Here is a 20,500-nt window from a genome sequence, read left to right as displayed (position 1 = left end):
ACCCGCCATTATTGATACGACTTCATTTTGCTGACTGGATCCAGTGCCTCTGTCATGCTTTGCGCAATAGAAAGCTGTCCAACATACAAAAACAAAACACACGCTGCCGATGCGATCATTAGCAACGTATTCAAACCCTTTGAGGAGCTTTGAATTTCTTTTCGAACTTCAATGACGCCTTGCGTTCCCAGTTCAATCAGCACACGGTCGAAACGACTGTCGCTGCGTATGGTTGTGGCCAGTCTCGCCAACAGCTTGGGACTGAGCAGGCCTTCTGCAAACGCCTCAACATATTCAGTGGGCGCAATGTAGAGGTGCTTGGTCACGCGGCGCAAATGCCACTGCATCCAGGGTTGCGAATTTGATCGCAAACTGTCCAAGGCGGTCGTTAAACTTGCACCGCTTTTCAACAACACAGCCAGCGATGTCAGCAGCAAGGTCACCTGAAAATCCCGATAAATCGACAGCGGCAATGCGATGGGAAAAACCGGGAAAAGCAGCAAACCCATTTTTTGGGGAATGCGCTCAATGCGTCCACGCCATTTTCCGCTCCACCGAGGCATTTGATAGGCGAAAAAAAGCACCAATGAGGCCATGGCCCCAATCACCAGAAAACCGTAATCTGCAACTCCTTCAGAGAAATTGCGAACCGATGCATTGAATGGCGTCCACACCTCGGGAGGTGCAATTTTTGCAATCACAGGGATCGACTGAGTGGCCAGGATATAACTAAAAATGAATACACCTGGCAACATGATGAAAGGTGGCACCAAGGCTTTGATCAGCAGTGATTTCGCCTCTTTCTGCTCGCGAATCGCAGACACCAGGGCTCGCAGTGTTTCAGGTTTGTCTTTGGAAAAGTCAACAGACGACAGCAACAAACGGTCTTCTTTGGGCACCACATCGCTCAAAATTTGACTCATTTTGAATTCCTGCCCATGGCTTAGCTTTTGCAACATCAAGTTCAATGCAATTTCTCTTGAACTGTCGCGCGTGGCCTTGGCTTTGGAGATTTTCTGCTCTTCCAGTAAAAATGTTCGCAAACGCTCTTTACGCTCAAGCGATTTGGCCAACTGCAAATAGAACTCATCGCGTTTTCCGCGAAAGTCCATCAGCTGAATGCTGGTCCAAAGTTGACTGATGCGTTCTAGAAGGGTCAAGGTTTTGTGTCCATCGCATGCATGGTTTCAAATCGTGTGAAACTGTCAAAACGTTCACACATTCTTGGGTCTATCACACCCGTCAAAGCTTTATACAAGGCATGTTCGAAAACGGTTTTGCCGGTCATGTCGGGCGAATCATAAACATGATCACCTTTGGCACGAAAATATCGCATGGCCTCGTAATCGCTGGAATTACGAATCATGGTGAGCCAGGTGCTGTCGGGGCTGTACACCTCGGCAACCACAGTCAGGCCAGCAGTGCCCCGCCCCCTGCAGCGACCGCATCCTTTTGGGTTCTTGAAAAAGAAGCGGTCGCGCGTCAAACCAAATCTTTTGTCTGCAGTGTCCAACAACTGGAACACATAACCAGAATCTGAATAAACCTTTGAATAAACTGACCCATTGATGCGGCAATTGGTGCACAGCTTCGGTACCAGTGCTTGATAGATCAACAGAGTCAACATATTGGGGTTGGTCAACACTTCCCGACTCATGCCGATTTCATCATTGGTCAGTCGCGGAATGATCCCTGAAATCAAATGCGCGTGGACCGTGGCACACGCCATGTGACCGGTCTCAACAATTTGCTGGGCTGACATGGCACTTGCAGCGTCACGCACCTCGCCCATCATGACGCAACCAGGGTCTGCCCGCATCAGGGCTGCCACAACCTCGGAATATTTGGCCATCGAAGCTTTACGATCAATCAGATCGCGCTGAATCGGAATTTGATGAACACCTTTCAATGGATATTCAACCGGATCTTCCAAAGAATAAAAAGCGTCAGCGCCCAGGTGTGGATGGGTTTCAATGAATGTTTTTAGAGATGTGGTTTTCCCGGAACCAGTAACCCCGGCAAAAATAATGAGACCCGATGGCGTGTTAGAGGCAGCGACCAATTCCTGAATCTGCGATTTGGCATAACCCAATTGCTCATAAGTCAAAGTCGGCGCATCGACATCGACATACAACAATCGACAAACAAGTTTGGTTCCAGCCCAGCCGCGAATGCTTTGATAACGCAAGGCAACACGCTGACCACCGATCTCGCGGGGCTCGATCATGCAATACAAATTCTCGGTTGTTGAGAACTGCGACTCGCTGTTCGAGCCTTTTCCAGAGGCGTTGTTGTAGGCCCACGCCATTGCCCGTTCCGCCTGCAAGGGCGTGTAAATTCCATTTTGACCATCGCGCAGCGCTTCCAGATCACCATCTACGCGAAGGTGAACCTGCGCAACATTGTTTGAAACCCGAACGTGAATGTCAGTGGCTTTTTCACGCACTGCCGTATTAACCCAGGACTCGAACACATCCTTCGCCTGGCTTTGCGAAAACCCGGCCTCATCGCCCAAGCCAAGTCCATCGCTGCCCGACTTTGCAAGTTCACTCAAATGTTCAAGAACGCTGAGCGAGCAAGGCTGGTCCTTTCGTTCGATCTGGTACTTGCTTGTCACCAATCGGCCACGTGCCTGAGCAATAAACGGCGTCAAAGGGATGGGGCTGTCCGGATTGAACAGGAGCATGGCTCGTTTGATGCCCGTCTCAATCACGACCAAATGGTGGGCAATGGCAGCGGGAAAAATAATCATCGATGCCGATGAAACACCACTCAGCAAATTGGTATAAAGCGGAAGTTCTGACAAGCTGGTGATGACACGAATTTCATCCGATACAGGAAGGGCGTTACTCACAATTTACCCCCCACAGGAATCAAGCGAGTTTTTCCGGAACGCACCACCGTAACGCCCTCGCGTGAAATGTCGGTGATCCGGTAGCCAGCCCATGCGCTACCCACTTGATATTGCTTGATGGCACCCTGGCTTGCAGCAACTTCTGCGATCAACTTACCCTCTGGCCCATACACCGACAACACGGTATTGACTGGCTCGAACTCTTGTTCCACAACGGGCGCTGCTTGCATACCCAACGGTGGAAGAATCTGGACAGATTCCCCACCGACTTGCAGCGACTGAGAATCAATCATTCGGGGCGCAGTATTTTCAGGATTGATGTTGTTCAGAAATTCAAGCTGCTCCAAACGTCGTTGGCGATCTGCAAGCGCCCGGATCGAGATGGCCCCCTCTGTCACCGACAAATTTTGGGCGTGGGCCACATTCAATCCGGCTGGCAACACAGCGAGCCCCACCCACCCTGCAAGCACCAGGAAAGACAGACGATTTTGCTTAATACGCATAGTAAGCCCCTTCCAGTTTCAGCTGAATTCGGGGGCCTGCGGCCTCTAGATTCGTGATTGTCATGCCAAGCTTGTCCCAATACATCGCCTGCTTCTGGCCAGTAATAAACGATTCAGCAATTGCCACACCACCGCTCATGTTGAATCTGTAACGTGTCACTGCCTGCTCCATCGGTATGTTGGTGTAACCAGTGGGCCAAATCTCCGGTTCTGAAAACATGTTGATGTCAACACGCGAACGTTCGTACACCTGGCGTTGATTCAATACCCACTGATCGGTATCTGGCTTGTTGGGCAAATCAACCCAGGTAGAAGGCCCAGTCAGGTTAATTTTAAAATCCTTCACAATTGAAACCTCGGAAGGGGTCGTACGGTTGATCTGCACCACATAACCATCCTTGGCATCAAAGGCGGCGGCAATTTGATCGGTGTAGCCCCCCACGGATGACCACTGCATGGTGCAAACAGAGAAACTGCAATCAATACTGCGCATCGCCCAGCCGTTGATATAAAAAGGCAGGTCGTACACCGCATTCAACAAGCGAATGTAACTCTCGGTATTAAGCCCCACCTGCCCAAGCCGGCTGTCCAGTTCAGTAGCGTATTGAGCAGAGTTGTCCTGCGACGCGATCTGCGCTGCCAGTTCCCTTTTTTTTGTTTCAGCCAGGTAGTAGTCGTAACCCATCAAAAACCCGAGCAGCAAAAACACACCGATGGTGGCCTGCAGCAAGGTTTTATAGTCCAGCGGAATGGTGTTGATTCGCGCATCACCGGTCGTGTGCTTCTTGGTGAATTCAGCTTCATTTTCAATAAACTCATCGGCAACCCACAATGAAGTGTCATTACTCACGATCCGAAACAGTTGGGCCCGGTCTCTGGACTGTTGGTAGTACTCCATCATCGAAATGGCTTCGCTTTCGCTCACGATGATGTCGAGCGTGGGCATTCCGCCTTCGATGACCACCAGCGCAATTTCACCAATCCGTTGCCCAGTGCGCACGCGCCATGCAACGATGGTGTCTGTTTCCTGGTAAGCCTTGCACATGGCAGCAGCAAAGCTGTATTGCTTTAACTTGCGCTCTTCTTGGGCCAAACCCTCATCGTAATCATCGAACCCGCCGCTGGCCTGTTTACCCGATTTGACCAACGCGTACAAATCGCAATCGATCATCAAGGCATTTCTTCGCACTTCCGACATGCGCTGGAAAATACTTTTGGACAACAATGGTTGCCAGGAAAGCCCAGCAACCAGACCCTGTTTGGACTGGATGTAGACGACGCTGGTTTGGTCTTTCATTGGTTAATCACAAAATGACGGCACGAATGAAAACTATGAAGTTCTCTCGCGTGTTGCTAGCCGCCCGTGATCCTCCAAACAATAAACTGATCCCTGAAGCCAAGGTTCTGTTGCTGTTCGTCGAAACATCGCGAGACAGGCCTGTCACCGCCATCACCTCGCCAGGGCGCAAAGCCACTGTGTACTGATCTGAAATTGAACTCGTGTTGGGGGTTTGCACGCGCTGCAATGTTTCGCCACTGCCCGTGGTGACCTCGAAAAGATCGAGCAGGTCTGACAAACTCAAACCCATTTTCAACATCACAGTGTTGTTCTCGAGAATGAACGGCATTACTGCGTATTGATCACCTGTCGTGATTGAACTGGTCGTAAGGCCTGGGACCCCCGAACCGCCGCCCAAGCCCGTACTCACCGAAGGCGTTGTTTCGGACAGATACCCGGTTGTATTCAAGCGGGCCTTGCGCGCCCATTGCCGGTTCAAGGCAACCAGTGAAATCGGCCTGTGTTGAACGTTGTCACCGATTTCGTTCAGCGCATTGATCACTGCGTTAGAGTTGGCAAATCGTCTTGCATTGGCCGAAGTGCCGCCGGGCAGAATGATCGCGCTGATCGAACCGGCGTCGATTCCTGTCAATGTGGTAGGGGAAGTCACATCGATTCCGTAGTTCCCCGCCAAACTGCGATAAAAAGCCGACCAGTCCACGCCAAACTCGTCTGCATTGCTTGTGCTTACAGAATAAATATCAAGTTGAACCTGGACCTGACGCAGCATGTTTGCATTTTCTGCACGTATGAACTCCCTCACCAGTGACTGCATGTCCCGACTGGTTTTAACAACCATCCGACCAGATCCGTCTGCAATAATGACTTCCGATCCAGGTGTACTTTCCACCATTTTCTGAACAACGGCCACAATACTTTCGAGTCCGTTTAATACGCCCTCTTCAGTCACGTTAAGCTGGGAAGTCGTGGTTACACCTTCACCGGTCGTTGAACCACTGGCCCCTGAGTTGATGCTGTAGTTGTATCCATTTGGAAACGTCGCAATCTCATAGGTTTCTGTTGTGAAGCGCATAATCATGATGCTGCCATCACGATATTCCCACGACAAACCCAGTTGATCTGTCAGGTTGTCGAGAAAGCCGCTCAAACTACCCGACCAGTTCATGTTGGCTGCGCTTAGTGTGGAAGACTTGATGGCACTGATTGCAGCGCCGCCTGAGTCTGGGGACCCAGTGGACAAAAGATTTGAACCTGAGTCTGGCGAAGAAAATACATCTTGCTGAATTCGAACGGGAATGCCGACGATTTGACTGAGGCGAGCAGCAACGACCGGCAAGGGCAACGACGCCCGGCCATCCGCGAAATTCATCACATAATCGGACGAAAAAGCTGCCGGCAGTTTGTCATCCGCATTCACCGGCACCATGACTGAGCCAACCCAGCTTCGGCTGGCCTGTCTTAAAACATTGGGTTTTTTTTGAATTTCTGCCGATCGATTGGCTGCGTTTACACCGCCACGAACCTCTGCATTGCCATCCAACGGGCTCACGACGCTGTCACGTTTCTGCTCAGCCTCTGTAACTTTGTTGTCGGCCTGCGCTGCTTCTGGAGATGTTGCGCAACCCGCCAAGACACCAGACAGGGCCAACGCCACGACGAGGGTGCAGTGCTTGTAAGTTTTTCGCATTATTTGCACTCCTCTGCCTGGTCACCAAGCCTTGTCACTCGAAGCAAAGGTGGATTGTTTGCATAAACGCAAGCTTCAAGGGGATATTCGGAATAGACAATGCCCGGGGTTTCAAGTACTTGCCGAACCGCGTCAAGAAAGGTGCCCTCATAAACAGAAGGCGCCGCAATCAAAACATATCGGTCAGCATCCCAACGGAAGGAATAACCCGCTTCTTTCGACCAGCGCTTTAGTGCTTTGTCAATGCGAACATCTTCCAACTTCAAAGCCCAGCTGTTGGATGGTTCTGGAATGGGTTGTGCGAAAGCGGCCTGGCTAAAAAAAGCCAGCGTAGTGAACAATAAGATGAAGGTTTTGTTGCGACTGAATGTTACAAACTCACGGACCTTGCTCAAGTTGTAGTCTTGGTTGAATTCCGTCATTCATAGCCTTTGTGAATTTCAGTTCGCAAAAAGGATGCGACTGCAGGTATGCTTACCTATATGTAGTTAACACCACAATATTTGAAGTCAAACCATGTGTCTAGCGTCTTCTCGATTTTGATACCTGTTTAATGACCAATCGGATTAACTTTTTCGGACAATTTTTAAAAAATGATCACCGTATCGGAAAATAACGCCATCAAAATTGTTTCTGTGGAATCAAAAATCGTGGATGCAAAAACTGCGGGGGCCATTAGGGAAACGATTGCGGAGATGGTGCCGCAGAATCGCCAATTTGTCCTGGATTTGTCACAAACAAATCTTGTGGACAGCGGCGGGTTGGCTGGCATTGTAATGCTGCACAAATTCTTGAATGGCCAGCAATGTCAATTGGTTTTGTGCGGATTAAGTAAAGCGGTAGTCGGTTTATTCAAGTTAACTCGAATGGACCGACTATTTGATCTTCAGGATGATATTCAAAGTTCGGTAAAAGCCCTTGAATCGAAAGCTTGAATGCTCGATTAAAAACAAAAAACCCTCGCCTTTTGAGCGAGGGTTTTTTTTAATATGGTGCGGCTGGCAGGAATTGAACCCACGACCCCTTGGTTCGTAGCCAAGTACTCTATCCAACTGAGCTACAGCCGCTGTAGAGAAGCGAGATTATGCCGCAAACATTAATGTAGTGCAAGACCACCGCCGCATTTTTTGTGAATTCATTGCATGGCAAGGCTTTGGGCAAACTTTTGCTCTTCTTTTAGACCGTACTGGGCCACCAGTTTTCGGAACTCCGTCTCCTGTCGGTCCAATTCCTGATCGCTGTAGCGCAACTCGTTTTGCAGCACAAAACGAACCTCGTTCATGCATTCCAATGCGGCTGCACTGTCCAGGAACAATGCCCTACTGCGCCTTGCCAGCACGTCTTCAATCGTCACTGCCATTTCTTCCAGCACGGCTTGTGCAATTTCGGCCAGATTCAAATCCAGCTTTTCATGCAGCGCCGAGCCCGGCTTGCGTGCAGGCAGGTCGTCTTCCAGCCGCAAATGGCGCGTGCGGGTTGGCTTGTTAAGCCACCCTTGCTGTTCGCAGACCAAATCAATCACCTCTTCGGCCATGCTGCGGTAAGTGGTCCATTTCCCCCCGGTGATAGTCACCAAACCACTTGGCGCAGTAATCACAGTGTGTTCACGAGAAATGCTTTTGGTGCTTTGATTTTCGCCCCCCGCACTAACCAAAGGCCGCAAACCTACAAAAACACTGCGAACATCGGCTCGCGTTGGTGCATTGGCCAAATATTGGGCTGCGGTATTCAATATAAAATCGACTTCTTCGGGTAAGGCATCAGGCTCCCATGGCGCATCTTTGCGCGGGGTGTCTGTGGTACCAATCAAGGTCTTACCCAACCATGGAACAACGAAAAGCACCCGCCCATCGCTGGTTTTGGGCACCAGCAGCGCTTCTTTTGCTGGATAAAAATGTTCATCAACCACCACATGCACGCCCTGACTTGGGCTAAGCATGGGCTTGGAATCCACAGAGTCGAGCTTGCGGACTTCGTCGACCCACACCCCTGTAGCGTTGATCACGGCCTTGGCCTTAAAAGTAAAACAATGGCTGCTAAATTCATCTCTCGCCTGCACGCCGCAAATCTTCTCACCGTCTTTGGTGAACCCTTCAACAGGCATGTAGTTGATCGCCATGCCACCCAGCTTGTGAAGTGTTTTCATCAAAGCGATGGCCAAACGTGCATCATCAAACTGTGCGTCGAAGTATCGCACCCCGCCCTTTAGCCCGTTTTGTGAAATTGTGGGCACAGCGCGCAGTACCTCATTCTTTTTCAACATGGTGGTTGGACCAACTCCCAGCTTTCCAGCCAGCATGTCGTACATTTTCAAACCAAACCAGTAAAACAGTTTCTGAAATATGTTGCGCACAGGTATGACAAACGCGAGCGGCTTGACCAGGTTGGGGGCATTCAACAACATGCGTCCACGCTCCTCAAGCGCTTCACGTACCAGGCTGAAATTTCCCTGCGCCAGATAACGTACGCCGCCGTGGGCCAACTTGGTGGCGCGCGAGCTGGTGCCTTTTGCAAAATCATGCCCTTCCAGCAAAAGCACTTTAAGGCCCCGGCTTGCAGCATCCACAGCACTACCCAGTCCGGTGGCGCCACCGCCAATTACAATCACGTCCCATACATATTGTTCTTCTGCCTTGACCCTTAGAGTTTCAAGGTGGTTTTTACGACTAAGCATTTGCCCATCCTTTGGAACGTTCTACCGCGCGGTGCCAACGATCAAGCAAAGCACCGCGTTCATCAATACTCATCTTGGGTTCAAACCGGGCATCCACCCGCCAGTTGGCCAACAAGCCTTGTTGGCTTTCAAACACGCCCACCGCCAGGCCAGCAAGATACGCTGCGCCCAGGGCGGTGGTTTCGGTAACTGTAGGGCGCACCACGGGCACACCCAGCAAATCGGCTTGAATCTGCATCAGCAAATTGTTATTGGATGCACCACCATCCACTCGAAGCTCGGAAAGCGGTTTTGATCCATCGCGCTGCATGGCCTGCACCAGGTCCACAGTTTGCAGGGCAATGCTTTCCAGCGCAGCACGCGCGATGTGTGCTTTGTTCGTGCCACGGGTCATACCCACCAAAGTACCGCGAGCATACGGGTCCCAATGCGGCGCGCCAAGGCCCGCAAATGCGGGGACCAAACACACGCCATCGGTGTTGTGCACACTCCCCGCAAGCGCTTGTACATCAGATGATTTTTCAATAATGCCAAGGCCATCTCGCAGCCATTGCACCACCGCACCACCCATGAACACACTGCCCTCTAGCATGTAACTGGTTTTGCCATTTACCTTCCAGCCCACAGTGGTCAACAAACGATTGTGACTTTCAACCACCTCCTGACCCGTGTTCATCAACATAAAGCAACCTGTGCCGTAGGTGTTTTTTGCCTCGCCAGGATTGAAGGCTGTTTGACCAAATGTAGCCGCTTGCTGATCGCCCGCCACACCTGCGATAGGGATGGGGGCGCCCAACACAGAGGCCTTGCATTTTGCAATCACGCCACTCGATTCACACACAGTGGGCAACATGCTCTCCGGGATTTCGAACAAGGCCAGCAATTCGCTGTCCCATGCCAATGTTTTGATATTCAACAACATGCTGCGCGATGCATTGCTTACATCTGTGGCATGCGTTTGGCCACCTGTAAGGTTCCAGATCAACCAACTGTCGACCGTACCAAAGGCAAGCTCACCCGCTTCGGCCAGCGCGCGGGCACCATCGACATGTGTCAATATCCAATTAATTTTTGTGGCTGAAAAATAGGAATCAAGTTCAAGGCCGGTGCTGCGTCGAATCAGAGGAGCCTTGCCTTGTCCGCGCAGTTTGTCGCAATACTCTGCAGTGCGTCTGTCTTGCCACACAATTGCGTTGTAAATCGGGCTACCTGTTTTGCGGTTCCACACCACAGTGGTTTCACGTTGGTTGGTAATGCCAATGCCGGCAATGTCGCTGGCTTTCAAGCCTGCTTTCTCAATCGCCGAACGCGCACAGGCCAGTTGAGTGTTCCAGATGTCTTCGGGGCGGTGCTCAACCCAGCCCGCTTTTGGAAATATCTGTTCAAACTCCTGTTGGGAGCTGGCCACCAGCTGGGCGTTTTCGTTAAACACAATCGCTCTAGAACTGGTGGTGCCTTGGTCCAATGCCAAAATGAAACCCATGGGTTTATCTCCTGTTTTTATTTTCTTTGTCCGGTGCTGTTCCAGTTACCCACGTGATTGTTCAGAAATGTTTGCATTCCTTCAGCCTCAAAACGACTAACGCTCCACAGTTCATCATTCAACACATCTGGATTCAACCAAATGTAGGTGCTTGCCATCATTGATTCGCCACTGGTATTTAACACCACTTCAATTTCACGGCGCTGGTATTCCGGGCCTTCGAACTTGTCCAGGCTTTGTAAATCCTCGGGCAATACATTCAACCAGACCAAACCCTGAACCTGCGCAGCCGTATTTTCAATCATAGCCGGGTAGGTTTCACCAGGTACGGCGTGGCGTTGGAAGCCTTTCGCAATCGCATTCAAACAAGGGTAAACACCTTTGACCACTTGTCCCCACACAGGCAAATACATCAAAGAGCCATACACAAAAACATGTGTACCTTCTTGCTGAATTTTCTGGCTCATGCGATGTTACCTTTACAAACGAACAACGATTAGAAAATGCCTGCAAGGAGACAATGTGAAAACAAGCAACGATTTATTCAATTTACAAGATAAGGTGGCTTTGGTCACGGGTGCAACGCGTGGAATTGGTTTGGCCTGTGCTGAATTGCTGGCCGCCAAAGGCGCGACGGTGATTATTTCCAGCAGAAAGCAAGATGCTTGCGAACAAATTGCTGCGCAATTTCAAGCAGATGGATTCAAGGCGGTGCCCTTGGCCTGTCATTTGGGCGAAATCGATCAGATTGAGGCGTTGTACCAACAAATTGAGGCCAAATTCGGCAGGCTTGATATTTTGGTGAACAATGGTGCCACGAACCCGCACTTTGGCCCAATTTATGACACCGATTTGGCCGCATTCCAGAAAACCTGCGATGTGAACATTCGCGGCTACTTTTACATGAGCAGCCATGGCTGCAAATTAATGGCCAAAAATGGCGGTGGAAGCATTATTAATGTGGCTTCAATCAACGGAGTAATTCCTGGCCTGTATCAAGGCATTTATTCGATCACCAAAGCAGCTGTCATCTCAATGACCAAAGCGTTTGCAAAAGAATGCGCACCCATGAAAGTGCGCGTAAACGCGTTGCTGCCTGGCGCAACCGACACGAAATTTGCAGCCGCCCTTGTGCACAACGATGCCATTCGAAGCGCCCTGCTTCAGCATGTGCCCATGAATCGTGTTGCACAGCCCAGTGAAATGGCTGGCACGGTGCTGTATTTGGCGTCAGAGGCTTCCAGCTACACCACGGGCTCCTGCATTAATGTGGACGGTGGTTATCTTGTGGCTTGAGCTTTACTTGATCTGAATGCCCTTGTAATCTTCTTCGGCCAGCGTGCGCCCCATTTGTTGCCAAAGAATGTGGCGCATCCGCTTGAATGGCAGGAAACGTGAACCCAGCCAAACACGGGCTGCGTTGTTGCCATAAACAATGCGTGGTTCGTTCTTTTTAATACATTTCAGTACGAACTCGCAAATCTCATCAGGCGGCGTGGTCAAGAATTTTTTGGCAAATTTCTCGTGTTCGGGTTTGCTGGCAATGTTTGTATTGATTCCACCCGGGTGAACCAAATGCACCTGTACTTTGCTGTTGGAAAGTTCGACCATCAACGATTCAGTGAAACCGCGCACCGCGAATTTACTTGCACAGTAATCGGAATTACTGGGTGTGCCCACCAAGCCGAAAATGCTGGACACGTTTACAACCGCACCTTCACCGTTGCTTAACAATTGTGGCAAAAATGCACGCGTGCCGTGTACCACCCCCCAAAAGTTGATACCCATTACGCGTTCGTAACTGTCGTCGCTCATTGCCCAAACTGGCCGCCCTTCTCCGCTAACACCTGCGTTGTTGATTATCACATGGGTATTGCCAAGCTCGGCCTTTACAGCTTGGGCAAATGCATACACGCCAGCTTTGTTCGACACGTCCAGCTTTTCGACATATACAGGCACATCGCTGCTTTGCATGATCAACTTTTCAGTTTCTCGCAGGCCTTTTTCATCGTAATCGCACATTGCAATTTTGCTGCCCAACTTGGCAAACATCAGTGCGTAGGAACGGCCCATGCCGGAAGCTGCACCGGTAATCACCACGACTTTGTTTTTAAAGTTCTTCATGCGGAGGCTCCTTCTGTCTGCAGTTGATCAATGTCGGCGGCGGAATCAGGTTGAGCACTGCTCAATGGCGCCTGTAACACATGGTCATTCATTTTGAAATTTCTGGCCATGCGCAGATAGGTGTAACTGAAGCCCGGAAACATAGCCACGACATGCCCGCTTTTGCTTTTGTACCAACTGGTGCAACCGCCCCGCTTCCAGACGGTTTTTTCCATTTCACTGTGAATGTGGGTGGTGTAGCGTTCTTCGGCCTGGGGCTTTACTTCTATGGCAGCGGCTTTGTTAGCCTTCACTTCTGCAATGGCACGCATGATGTAGTGCATTTGCGCTTCAATCACAAAAATTGCGCTGGTGTGGCCAATGCCGGTATTCGGGCCTGTCACGATGAACAGGTTAGGAAAACCAGGCGCTGTCGTACCCAAATAGGCGCGCGGAAATTCATTCCACACATCCGCCAGTTTGGCGCCGTTCTTGCCAACAACGGGATAAGAAATTACGCCGTCGGTTGCATCGTAACCGGTGGAGTAAACAATGCAGTCCAGATCAACTTGTTCACCGCTCAGCGTCTTAATACCCGTTTCATTAATTTCGGCAATGCCATCTGCTTTGTCGTGCAAGCTGACATTGGGGCGGCAATAGGCGGGGTACAGGGTGTTGCTTAAAATGATGCGCTTACAACCGATGGTGAAATCAGGCGTTACTTTCTTGCGCAACACTGGGTCTTTGATCTGCTTCTTGATGTGATGAAGTGCTTCACGCTGGGCAATGTTCTTCAATGCGAAATCTGAATACTTGAAGGCGATTACGCGGCTTTCCAATCCCCAGTAAATTGCAGCGCGGGCCAACTTTCGAATCGGCTCAATTTTTAACAAAGTACGCTGCCATGGCTTGAAAACGCGGTCTGGGCGCGGCAATACCCAATGGGGCGAACGCTGGAATACATGCAAATGCCCCACTTCAGGTGCAATGGCGGGAATAACCTGCGCTGCACTGGCGCCACTGCCAATTATGGCCACGCGCTTGCCCTGGTGATCGTAATTTTGATCCCAGGCATTGGTGTGAAAAGTTTTGCCCTTGAAAGTGTCGCGGCCCTTGAAATTTGGAATCACCGGTGTGCTTAGGGGGCCAGACGCATTGATCACAAACTGCGCTTTCAACACGTCACCACCTTGAAGATGAATCGACCAGCGCTGTTCGTTTTCATGCCATTCAGTGCGCTCAACATTGCTGTTCACGCGGGTTTTTTCCCGCAAACCATGCTTGGTGATGACATGCTCGGTGTATTGCTGCAACTCGGCCCCTTCAGCAAACATTTGGCTCCAGTCGTAGGGTTCGGACTCGATTGAATACAAGAGCGATTGAACGTCGACTGCTGCACCGGGATAAGAGTTCTGGCACCAGGTTCCGCCCATGAAATCGCGCCTTTCCAGCATGATGAAATCTTCAATACCGCGCTTTTTAAGGTTGATTGCAGCACACTGCCCGCCAAAACCGCTGCCAATAATTACCACCGTGTACTCATTCATGCCACAGACCTTTTCAAGAAATTTTTGCTTTCATGAATGTATATCTGACAATAAACATTGTCAATTGCAAAATGATCAATAGAGGGTAGAACCCTCCCCCTAATTGGAGGATTGAAATCAAGCGGCCCTCGCAGAATTGAAAGCTGTTAAACACACCAATTGAATAATCAAGGAGCAAACCCATGGCCGCACCCCAAGCATTAATCAAAGACCTCGAAGGTGAAGTCAGCGTAACCCGCAACGGCGAAGTAGTAACCGTGAAAGCAGGCGATTTCCTGTTACCCGGTGATGAAGTAGCCACGGGCGCGACCGGCCGCCTGGCCCTTGAGTTTCCGGGCAGCGACGGACAAATTCCCGCTGCAGGCGTTATGACTGCGAACGGCAAATTGACCCTGGGCGAGCAACCTGGTGCGAATGGTCAGCAACAAATTGTTGTACTGGAAGACGGCGAATGTTTTGAATTCACCACCGAATTGGCAGAGAACTCTGCTGCTGCCGAGGGCGGTGCCGTAGCCGGTCTGTTTGGTGCAGGCATGCTAGGCGCAGGCAGCGGTGCTGTAGCGGGAGCAGGCGCATTGGCGGCGGGCGCATTCTTGGGTGGTGGGTCAGGTGACTCCTCCGGCGGCGATATTGGTGGCGTGGGCACCAGCACGGGTGCAAGCGGCGGCAATGGCAGCTTGATCGGTGTCAGCGCTGGTGAATTTTCTTCAGAAGACAGCCCACAAAGCATTGAAGAATTCGTCAATGAAAACCTGACTCAGGACAATCTTCAGGAAAGTATCGTTGAGCCAATTCAAACGGCAATCGAAAACAGCCAGGCCAATCCGGAATCCACCCCAGACAACATTGCGGTGGCAGGTGAACAGCTTGCATTTGCCGGCCTGGAAAATGTCCACGATGCGCTGGTGGCTATCACAGGTGAGGGCACACCCCAAGCCGACCTGGTTCAACAACTGGTGGATGGCCTTAACGAAACCCCACTGGGCGAGCCATTGAGCCCGATCACAAACCCACTGGTTGATGCGGTAAACACAGACCTTGGACTGGACATGCTGGTGTCTGCACTACCGAATGTGAACCCTGCCGATGGTGGCCTGGTTACCAGCGTGGTGGATTTGGTCGATGACATTACACAACCTTTGAGCCAACAAGTGGAGCCAGTGGACCAGCTAATGGACGGCTTGCACACTGTGGCCGTTGAAGTGGACGGGGGACTGAATACCTTGGTGGATGGCATTCTGGGCGGCGCAGACACCCTGCAAATCGCGCTGGAAGGTGCGGGCAACGGTTCAGGCCTGCCAGAAATCCCTGAAGGTGATTTGCTGGGTACTTTGAGCTCAGGCATTTCATCGGGTGCCGATGCCCTGAGTGAACAGCTCGGCGGCGGATTGCCGACTGATGGTTTGCTGGGGTAAACCCGCTTTGCCCGGTTGATGTCATCAGGATTTAATAGAACACAAATAGGCTCATGGGCTTTACCTAGACATGGGCCTATTTTCATGAACAAAAGAAAAATTCAACTGTTTGCGATTTCCGCAATTGCTGCTGCAACGCTGGTTGCTTGTGGCGGCGACAATCCTGCGGCAGTCAGCGTCGCTCCAAGTGAAGTTACGCCAAGCAGCTTAACGCTTGAAAAAATCGGTGGCACATCAACTGGAATTTTCGATGAAAGCGCAGCCGAAATTGCCACGTTTGACCCGTCGACCAACAGGCTGTTTGTAAGCAACGCCTCAACCCGGGCTATCGATGTTTTTGACTTCGCTGATCCAGAAAATCCGGTACTACTCCAATCTTTGCCTGCCAACGACGTGTTGACAGGTGCAACGGTTAACAGCGTGGCTGTTGCAAACGGTATTCTTGCTGTAGCCATTGAGGCATCACCTAAAACCAATTTGGGCCGTGTGGCCTTGTATCGCTCCAGCACGCTTGAATTGTTGAGCTCGCCCACTGTGGGCGCAATGCCAGACATGGTTGTGTTTACACCCGATGGCAACACTGTACTTAGCGCCAACGAAGGCGAACCCAGCGACGACTACCAAATTGACCCGGAAGGCAGCGTGAGCATTATCGACGTGCGCAATCCAACCATGCCGGTGGTACGTACAGCCAGTTTTGGTGCCTTTACAGGTCAGGAACAGGCCCTGCGCGAAAGTGGTATTCGAATTTATGGCCCCGGCGCATCGGCTTCACAAGACTTTGAACCTGAATACATTGCGGTTACCGAAGACGGAAAAACAGCCTTTGTATCATTGCAGGAAAATAATGCAATCGCAAAAATCGACATTGCCACCGCGAATGTGTTGTCTGTACTGCCCATGGGTTTCAAAGACCATGGCGTAGAGGGCAATGAACTTGATGTATCCGACAGAGACGACACCATCGACATCCGTACATGGCCTGGAGTACTCGGCATGTACATGCCTGATTCCATCGCCACCTATGCGGTGAATGGCAAAAACTACATCGTAACGGCCAATGAAGGCGATGCACGTGCCTGGGGTGAAAACAACCAAGCTTACTTCGATGGCAACGCCAACCTGGGTTTTGTCGAAGAATTCCGTGTGCGCGCCATGACCAACACAAACGGCTGGGCTAGCCGTGTGGGTGATGACTTGCCTCCACAATTGGATGCATTGGTTCCCAACCAGGGTGCAGACATTGGCGGCGCGTTGTTAAATCCGATGGTGTTTGGCTATTGTGGCGCCATCGCCACGAGTCCCGGTGCCTGCCGCGATGAAGCCATGTTAGGCCGTCTGAATATTAGCTGGACCATGGGCTACCGCACAAACGCCGATGGCACCCCAGTGTTGTTCAACACCCAAGGTGTAGAAGACCCTGCAGGCACCCGCATTATGTACGACAACCTGTACGCCTACGGTGGTCGCTCGTTCTCGATTTTTGACGAAGACGGCACACTGGTATTCGACTCAGGCGCACAATTCGAAAAATTCCTGGCCAGCGACGAATGCATGGCAGGCAGCAACCGCGACATTCCTTGTAAAGACTTCTTCAACACCGGTCATGATGAAGGCGACGCACTGGACAGCCGCAGCGATGCAAAAGGATCCGAGCCAGAAGGCATCGTACTGGGCAAGATTGGCGAGAAAACTTTTGCGTTTATTGGTCTGGAAAGAATGGGTGGTGTTTTTGTGTACGACATCACGGACCCCGAAGCGCCGGAAATGGTTGATTACCTGAATACACGCGATAACTTTTTGCTGGATCCGGAAGCCGCGAACTTGGCACAGGTAGGTGACTTGGGACCTGAAGGTCTGACATTTATCAAAGCCTCTGATTCACCAAATGGCGAACCTTTATTGGTAGTGACTAGCGAAGTGAGCGGCACCACTGCCGTGATGCGACTGAATCTGGTCGAGTAACTTGGTTTAAACATTGATCCAAAAAACAAGAAAGCCCCATTTGGGGCCTTTTTGTTTTTTGGCGGAGAAGGAGGGATTCGCCTAATCAAAACCAACTTCCTTTTATTTTCAGTGGCTTACCAAAATTCCGAGATACTATCTTAGCAGGAAACTTAGCAAATTTTCATATATATAGAGACGTGTTATCAGGCAATACATCAGCAGCATCGATGCTGTTTGCGTTATCGAATCCACTGTCTTGACTGATTCAATTCCAAAAATGTTACCTTTTTTCGTTTCTTATTCGATGATTGCTACTGCTGATACCTGTTTAATATAGTTGTGGGAATTGCCGACGGGATACGAATTCTTTCGCTGGAGCTTAGGTGCAAAAAAACCATCAAGTTGTTAACTGGGCTAACAAAGCAGCCGATGAGCACCGACTCTACAGGGAGTTGATCGAGTTCGTCACGTCACACGCGAATGAATTCCTTGATGTATTGGAAAGGGCTTTGGATGGGATTTGGTTCTGGGACATTAAGGAAGGAAATAGCGAATGGATGAGTCCGAAGTTTTGGACGACCTTCGGTTATGAGCCGAGCAGTAAAAAACACCTCGCCAGCGAATGGCAAGACTTAATTTTTCCAGAAGACTTAGAACTTGCGAAAGTAAATATTGGTAAACATCTTCAAGCGCCGCTTAACCCTGAGTTTCGCTATGATCAAGTTGTCCGCTATAAGACAATTGATGGTGATGTAAGATATATTCGTTGCACTGGCCAAGCGATTCTCGACGAAACAGGAAAGCCATACAGGGTTCTAGGACTTCACACAGACCTAACCGAAAAGATAAAAGCACAAGAAATTAAAACTTCAGCTGAAGAGCTGCGCCGTCTTCGTGGCCTCGCGGAAACACTTCCTCAATTAACTTGGACCTGCACAGCTAAAGGTGATTGCGACTACTTGAGTCCTAATTGGACCGACTATACAGGCGCGACTCGATCGCTGCTTCTCGGTGCACAGTGGTTCGAGTTCGTACACGCTGATGACAAACAAAGACTAGCTTCTAGCTGGCAACAGAGTGTTACAACAGGTGAGCCTTTTAAGTGCGATTTTCGGATCCTTGGTAAGGATGGTATTTATCGGATGTTTGATACGAGAGCGCTCCCACTGAAAAATGAACTCGGGAACATCATTGCGTGGTTCGGTTCAAACACGGATATTCAAGACTCAATTGATTACAAGGTTAGATTAGAAAGAGAAGTTGCTCAAAAGACCGAAGCGTTAAAACAATCGTTAGAGCTTGCGGAGCAGCAGAAAAAACAAGCGGAAAGCCTCGAAATGAAAGCTCAGGCCGCATCACTTGCAAAGTCAAGATTTTTGTCGACAATCAGTCATGAACTCCGAACCCCTCTAAACGGTATTTCTGGGCTAACCTACTCTCTTCAATTGACCTCCGATCCTGAGAAAGCTAGGACTTTATTAAATCAGTTAAGCAAAGCGACACAGCACCTGAACTCTCTGGTCTCTGATGTTCTTGAAATGGGTCGAATTGAAGAAGGTCGCTTACAACTTAACATTCAACCAAGCAACCTTAGGGAAGTCTGCGAGACGTCGTTGGGCATAGTTGGGGAAGCAGCATCCCACAAGGGGCTTGAAATTCGCTATGAATTTGATAAACGATTGCCTGAATCGGCGTTATTTGATGAAGTTAGATTAAAGCAGGTACTGGTCAATTTGCTTAGCAATGCAGTGAAGTTTACAGAAACCGGGTTTGTAAAATTGTCTTGTCGACTAAGTAAGCGAGTGCTCAGTGATGCAGAAGTCCTTTTTCAGGTCGAAGACACTGGGGTAGGTATCGCCGAGGCAAAGCTAGAAAAGATATTCGAAGTTTTTGAACAGGCCGAGAATAATACTTTTTCAAAGTACGGAGGTTCAGGACTTGGACTCGGACTTGTGAAAGGTCTGATTACAAACATGGGTGGGCAGTATGGCGTTAAAACTAAACTTGGCACGGGTAGTCTTTTTTGGGTGTCCTTGCCACTGAAAGTATGTGCTGCAAATGTCACAAATTCGGCCACAGTTGGACCACCGACGAAGAACTGGTCTGGCCGTCATGTGCTGATAGTGGACGACGCTAAACTTAATCTTCTTGTGTTAGAAAACGTGTTGTCGCTAAATGGTGCAAAGGTCACAAAAGCGAATGACGGGCTAGAGGCAATTCAGAGTCTTATCGGGAATCCTGATATTGAACTTGTGCTCATGGATGTTCATATGCCTCAAATGGATGGTCTTCAAGCAACAAGGGAGATTCGAGGCCTTCATGGCCCAATTAACAATGTTCGAATCATCGGCCTGACTGGCGCTGCAATGGAGGAAGATCGCAGAAGTGCTTTAGATGCAGGTATGAACGAAGTAATGTTTAAACCTATTAGCCCTGAGAAGTTACTGGCCCTGTAACCCCTGCTGCACACTGGTCTAAGATGACTGGACTACCCAGCCTCTACCCTCCTCCACAGTTAATAGCTGTCTCAACGTCCTTTGCATACGAAACATCACGATGAGATGAAACCAAGGCGTTTCCTTTCAGCCTCAATGGAGAGATTGACTGGCGGAGAAGGAGGGATTCGAACCCTCGAAGAGGTTGCCCCCTTACCTGATTTCGAGTCAGGCCGATTCAGCCGCTCTCGCACTTCTCCTCGGGTCCAGAGTATAACGTAGCCTCTCTCAAGAAACACATCAAACAGGTGCATGCACCAATTCAATCTGCAGTCACGCACCCATTTACTTGATGCACCGCACCAAATTCATCACATGCACCAAAATTAACGCCCAACTTTGCGTTTATCTGACTGCAATTCACCTCAAAGTACCTCTTTCCTGCCTGGCACACATTCTGCTTTAGTTGAAACAGGACCTTCGCCAACGATGGACAGGTCAAATGTATTGAAGTATCGAAACAAAGAAGTACCGGACAACGGCGTCCATCCC

General features: G+C 50.1%; 16 protein-coding genes and 2 tRNA genes. 5 read left to right on the top strand and 13 right to left on the bottom strand.

Annotation, left to right across the window (positions count from 1 at the left end; all coding sequences use genetic code 11):
- Positions 1 to 8: 8 nt before the first annotated feature.
- From NSP04_RS13255 to NSP04_RS13230, 6 genes are read right to left on the bottom strand one after another with little or no spacing between them, the layout of a single operon-like run.
- Positions 9 to 1,160 carry a type II secretion system F family protein gene (locus NSP04_RS13255; RefSeq protein WP_257512828.1) on the bottom strand — a complete coding sequence of 384 codons (1,152 nt, stop codon included), beginning with the start codon at positions 1,158 to 1,160 and terminating at the stop codon, positions 9 to 11.
- Positions 1,157 to 2,854 carry a GspE/PulE family protein gene (locus NSP04_RS13250; RefSeq protein ID WP_257512827.1) on the bottom strand — a complete coding sequence of 566 codons (1,698 nt, stop codon included), beginning with the start codon at positions 2,852 to 2,854 and terminating at the stop codon, positions 1,157 to 1,159. Before NSP04_RS13250 ends, NSP04_RS13255 begins: the two co-directional genes overlap by 4 nt.
- Complete coding sequence (locus NSP04_RS13245; RefSeq protein WP_257512826.1) at positions 2,851 to 3,357, bottom strand: hypothetical protein; 507 nt, start codon at positions 3,355 to 3,357, stop codon at positions 2,851 to 2,853. Before NSP04_RS13245 ends, NSP04_RS13250 begins: the two co-directional genes overlap by 4 nt.
- Entirely contained in the window at positions 3,347 to 4,654 is a 1,308-nt protein-coding gene (gene pilO2, locus NSP04_RS13240) for a type 4b pilus protein PilO2 (RefSeq protein WP_257512825.1), read from the bottom strand. Before pilO2 ends, NSP04_RS13245 begins: the two co-directional genes overlap by 11 nt.
- Before the next feature lie 7 nt (positions 4,655 to 4,661).
- On the bottom strand, positions 4,662 to 6,344 hold the full coding sequence (locus NSP04_RS13235; RefSeq protein ID WP_257512824.1) for a hypothetical protein: 1,683 nt from the start codon (positions 6,342 to 6,344) through the stop codon (positions 4,662 to 4,664).
- Positions 6,344 to 6,766 (bottom strand): TcpQ domain-containing protein, encoded by a 423-nt coding sequence (locus NSP04_RS13230; protein ID WP_257512823.1) that lies wholly within the window; start codon positions 6,764 to 6,766, stop codon positions 6,344 to 6,346. The genes NSP04_RS13235 and NSP04_RS13230 overlap by 1 nt, the downstream gene beginning before the upstream one ends.
- A gap of 171 nt (positions 6,767 to 6,937) precedes the next feature.
- Here NSP04_RS13230 and NSP04_RS13225 point away from each other — a divergent pair, with 171 nt between their 5' ends.
- Positions 6,938 to 7,279, top strand: coding sequence for an STAS domain-containing protein (locus NSP04_RS13225; RefSeq protein WP_257512822.1), 342 nt, complete (start codon positions 6,938 to 6,940; stop codon positions 7,277 to 7,279).
- Positions 7,280 to 7,334: 55 nt separating this feature from the next.
- On the opposite strand, the gene NSP04_RS13220 is transcribed toward NSP04_RS13225, so the two are convergent.
- The 4 genes from NSP04_RS13220 to NSP04_RS13205 form a co-directional block, all read right to left on the bottom strand.
- Positions 7,335 to 7,411: transfer RNA gene (locus NSP04_RS13220), tRNA-Arg, on the bottom strand.
- A gap of 68 nt (positions 7,412 to 7,479) precedes the next feature.
- Positions 7,480 to 9,018 carry a glycerol-3-phosphate dehydrogenase/oxidase gene (locus tag NSP04_RS13215; protein ID WP_257512821.1) on the bottom strand — a complete coding sequence of 513 codons (1,539 nt, stop codon included), beginning with the start codon at positions 9,016 to 9,018 and terminating at the stop codon, positions 7,480 to 7,482.
- On the bottom strand, positions 9,011 to 10,501 hold the full coding sequence (gene glpK / locus NSP04_RS13210; RefSeq protein WP_257512820.1) for a glycerol kinase GlpK: 1,491 nt from the start codon (positions 10,499 to 10,501) through the stop codon (positions 9,011 to 9,013). Before glpK ends, NSP04_RS13215 begins: the two co-directional genes overlap by 8 nt.
- A gap of 17 nt (positions 10,502 to 10,518) precedes the next feature.
- Positions 10,519 to 10,968: a gamma-glutamylcyclotransferase family protein gene (locus NSP04_RS13205; protein WP_257512819.1), complete on the bottom strand. Its 450-nt coding sequence runs from the start codon at positions 10,966 to 10,968 to the stop codon at positions 10,519 to 10,521.
- Between the two features lie 55 nt (positions 10,969 to 11,023).
- Between NSP04_RS13205 and NSP04_RS13200 the strand changes: the two genes are divergently transcribed.
- Positions 11,024 to 11,797 carry an SDR family oxidoreductase gene (locus NSP04_RS13200; RefSeq protein ID WP_257512818.1) on the top strand — a complete coding sequence of 258 codons (774 nt, stop codon included), beginning with the start codon at positions 11,024 to 11,026 and terminating at the stop codon, positions 11,795 to 11,797.
- A gap of 3 nt (positions 11,798 to 11,800) precedes the next feature.
- Here NSP04_RS13200 and NSP04_RS13195 read toward each other — a convergent pair whose 3' ends face one another.
- On the bottom strand, positions 11,801 to 12,625 hold the full coding sequence (locus NSP04_RS13195) for an SDR family NAD(P)-dependent oxidoreductase (protein WP_257512817.1): 825 nt from the start codon (positions 12,623 to 12,625) through the stop codon (positions 11,801 to 11,803).
- Positions 12,622 to 14,151: a flavin-containing monooxygenase gene (locus NSP04_RS13190; RefSeq protein WP_257512816.1), complete on the bottom strand. Its 1,530-nt coding sequence runs from the start codon at positions 14,149 to 14,151 to the stop codon at positions 12,622 to 12,624. Before NSP04_RS13190 ends, NSP04_RS13195 begins: the two co-directional genes overlap by 4 nt.
- A gap of 182 nt (positions 14,152 to 14,333) precedes the next feature.
- Here NSP04_RS13190 and NSP04_RS13185 point away from each other — a divergent pair, with 182 nt between their 5' ends.
- The 3 genes from NSP04_RS13185 to NSP04_RS13175 all read left to right on the top strand — a co-directional run bounded on the left by NSP04_RS13185 (position 14,334) and on the right by NSP04_RS13175 (position 19,969).
- Positions 14,334 to 15,566, top strand: a complete 1,233-nt coding sequence (locus NSP04_RS13185; protein WP_257512815.1) for a FecR family protein — start codon at positions 14,334 to 14,336, stop codon at positions 15,564 to 15,566.
- An 84-nt stretch (positions 15,567 to 15,650) separates the two neighbouring features.
- Complete coding sequence (locus NSP04_RS13180) at positions 15,651 to 17,531, top strand: choice-of-anchor I family protein (protein WP_257512814.1); 1,881 nt, start codon at positions 15,651 to 15,653, stop codon at positions 17,529 to 17,531.
- A gap of 365 nt (positions 17,532 to 17,896) precedes the next feature.
- The gene (locus NSP04_RS13175; protein ID WP_257512813.1) at positions 17,897 to 19,969 is read left to right on the top strand and encodes a PAS domain-containing hybrid sensor histidine kinase/response regulator; all 2,073 of its coding nucleotides are present in this window, start codon (positions 17,897 to 17,899) and stop codon (positions 19,967 to 19,969) included.
- 149 nt (positions 19,970 to 20,118) lie between these two features.
- Here the strand turns inward: NSP04_RS13175 and NSP04_RS13170 are convergent.
- Positions 20,119 to 20,208, bottom strand: a tRNA-Ser gene (locus NSP04_RS13170).
- Between the last annotated feature and the right edge of the window lie 292 nt (positions 20,209 to 20,500).

It is taken from the genome of Limnobacter parvus (assembly GCF_024623725.1).
Classification (GTDB): domain Bacteria; phylum Pseudomonadota; class Gammaproteobacteria; order Burkholderiales; family Burkholderiaceae_B; genus Limnobacter; species Limnobacter parvus.
The sequence above is the reverse complement of the archived record's forward strand: the minus strand, read 5'-3'. Positions and strand labels throughout refer to the sequence as shown.

What these genes read in the sequence shown, in the direction of transcription:
- NSP04_RS13180 (WP_257512814.1), top strand. Translation starts at nt 15,651, where the DNA reads ATGAACAAAAGAAAAATTCAACTGTTTGCGATTTCCGCAATTGCTGCT.
- NSP04_RS13230 (WP_257512823.1), bottom strand. Translation starts at nt 6,766, where the DNA reads ATGACGGAATTCAACCAAGACTACAACTTGAGCAAGGTCCGTGAGTTT.
- NSP04_RS13215 (WP_257512821.1), bottom strand. Translation starts at nt 9,018, where the DNA reads ATGCTTAGTCGTAAAAACCACCTTGAAACTCTAAGGGTCAAGGCAGAA.
- NSP04_RS13225 (WP_257512822.1), top strand. Translation starts at nt 6,938, where the DNA reads ATGATCACCGTATCGGAAAATAACGCCATCAAAATTGTTTCTGTGGAA.
- NSP04_RS13235 (WP_257512824.1), bottom strand. Translation starts at nt 6,344, where the DNA reads ATGCGAAAAACTTACAAGCACTGCACCCTCGTCGTGGCGTTGGCCCTG.
- pilO2 (WP_257512825.1), bottom strand. Translation starts at nt 4,654, where the DNA reads ATGAAAGACCAAACCAGCGTCGTCTACATCCAGTCCAAACAGGGTCTG.
- glpK (WP_257512820.1), bottom strand. Translation starts at nt 10,501, where the DNA reads ATGGGTTTCATTTTGGCATTGGACCAAGGCACCACCAGTTCTAGAGCG.
- NSP04_RS13190 (WP_257512816.1), bottom strand. Translation starts at nt 14,151, where the DNA reads ATGAATGAGTACACGGTGGTAATTATTGGCAGCGGTTTTGGCGGGCAG.
- NSP04_RS13205 (WP_257512819.1), bottom strand. Translation starts at nt 10,968, where the DNA reads ATGAGCCAGAAAATTCAGCAAGAAGGTACACATGTTTTTGTGTATGGC.
- NSP04_RS13185 (WP_257512815.1), top strand. Translation starts at nt 14,334, where the DNA reads ATGGCCGCACCCCAAGCATTAATCAAAGACCTCGAAGGTGAAGTCAGC.
- NSP04_RS13245 (WP_257512826.1), bottom strand. Translation starts at nt 3,357, where the DNA reads ATGCGTATTAAGCAAAATCGTCTGTCTTTCCTGGTGCTTGCAGGGTGG.
- NSP04_RS13195 (WP_257512817.1), bottom strand. Translation starts at nt 12,625, where the DNA reads ATGAAGAACTTTAAAAACAAAGTCGTGGTGATTACCGGTGCAGCTTCC.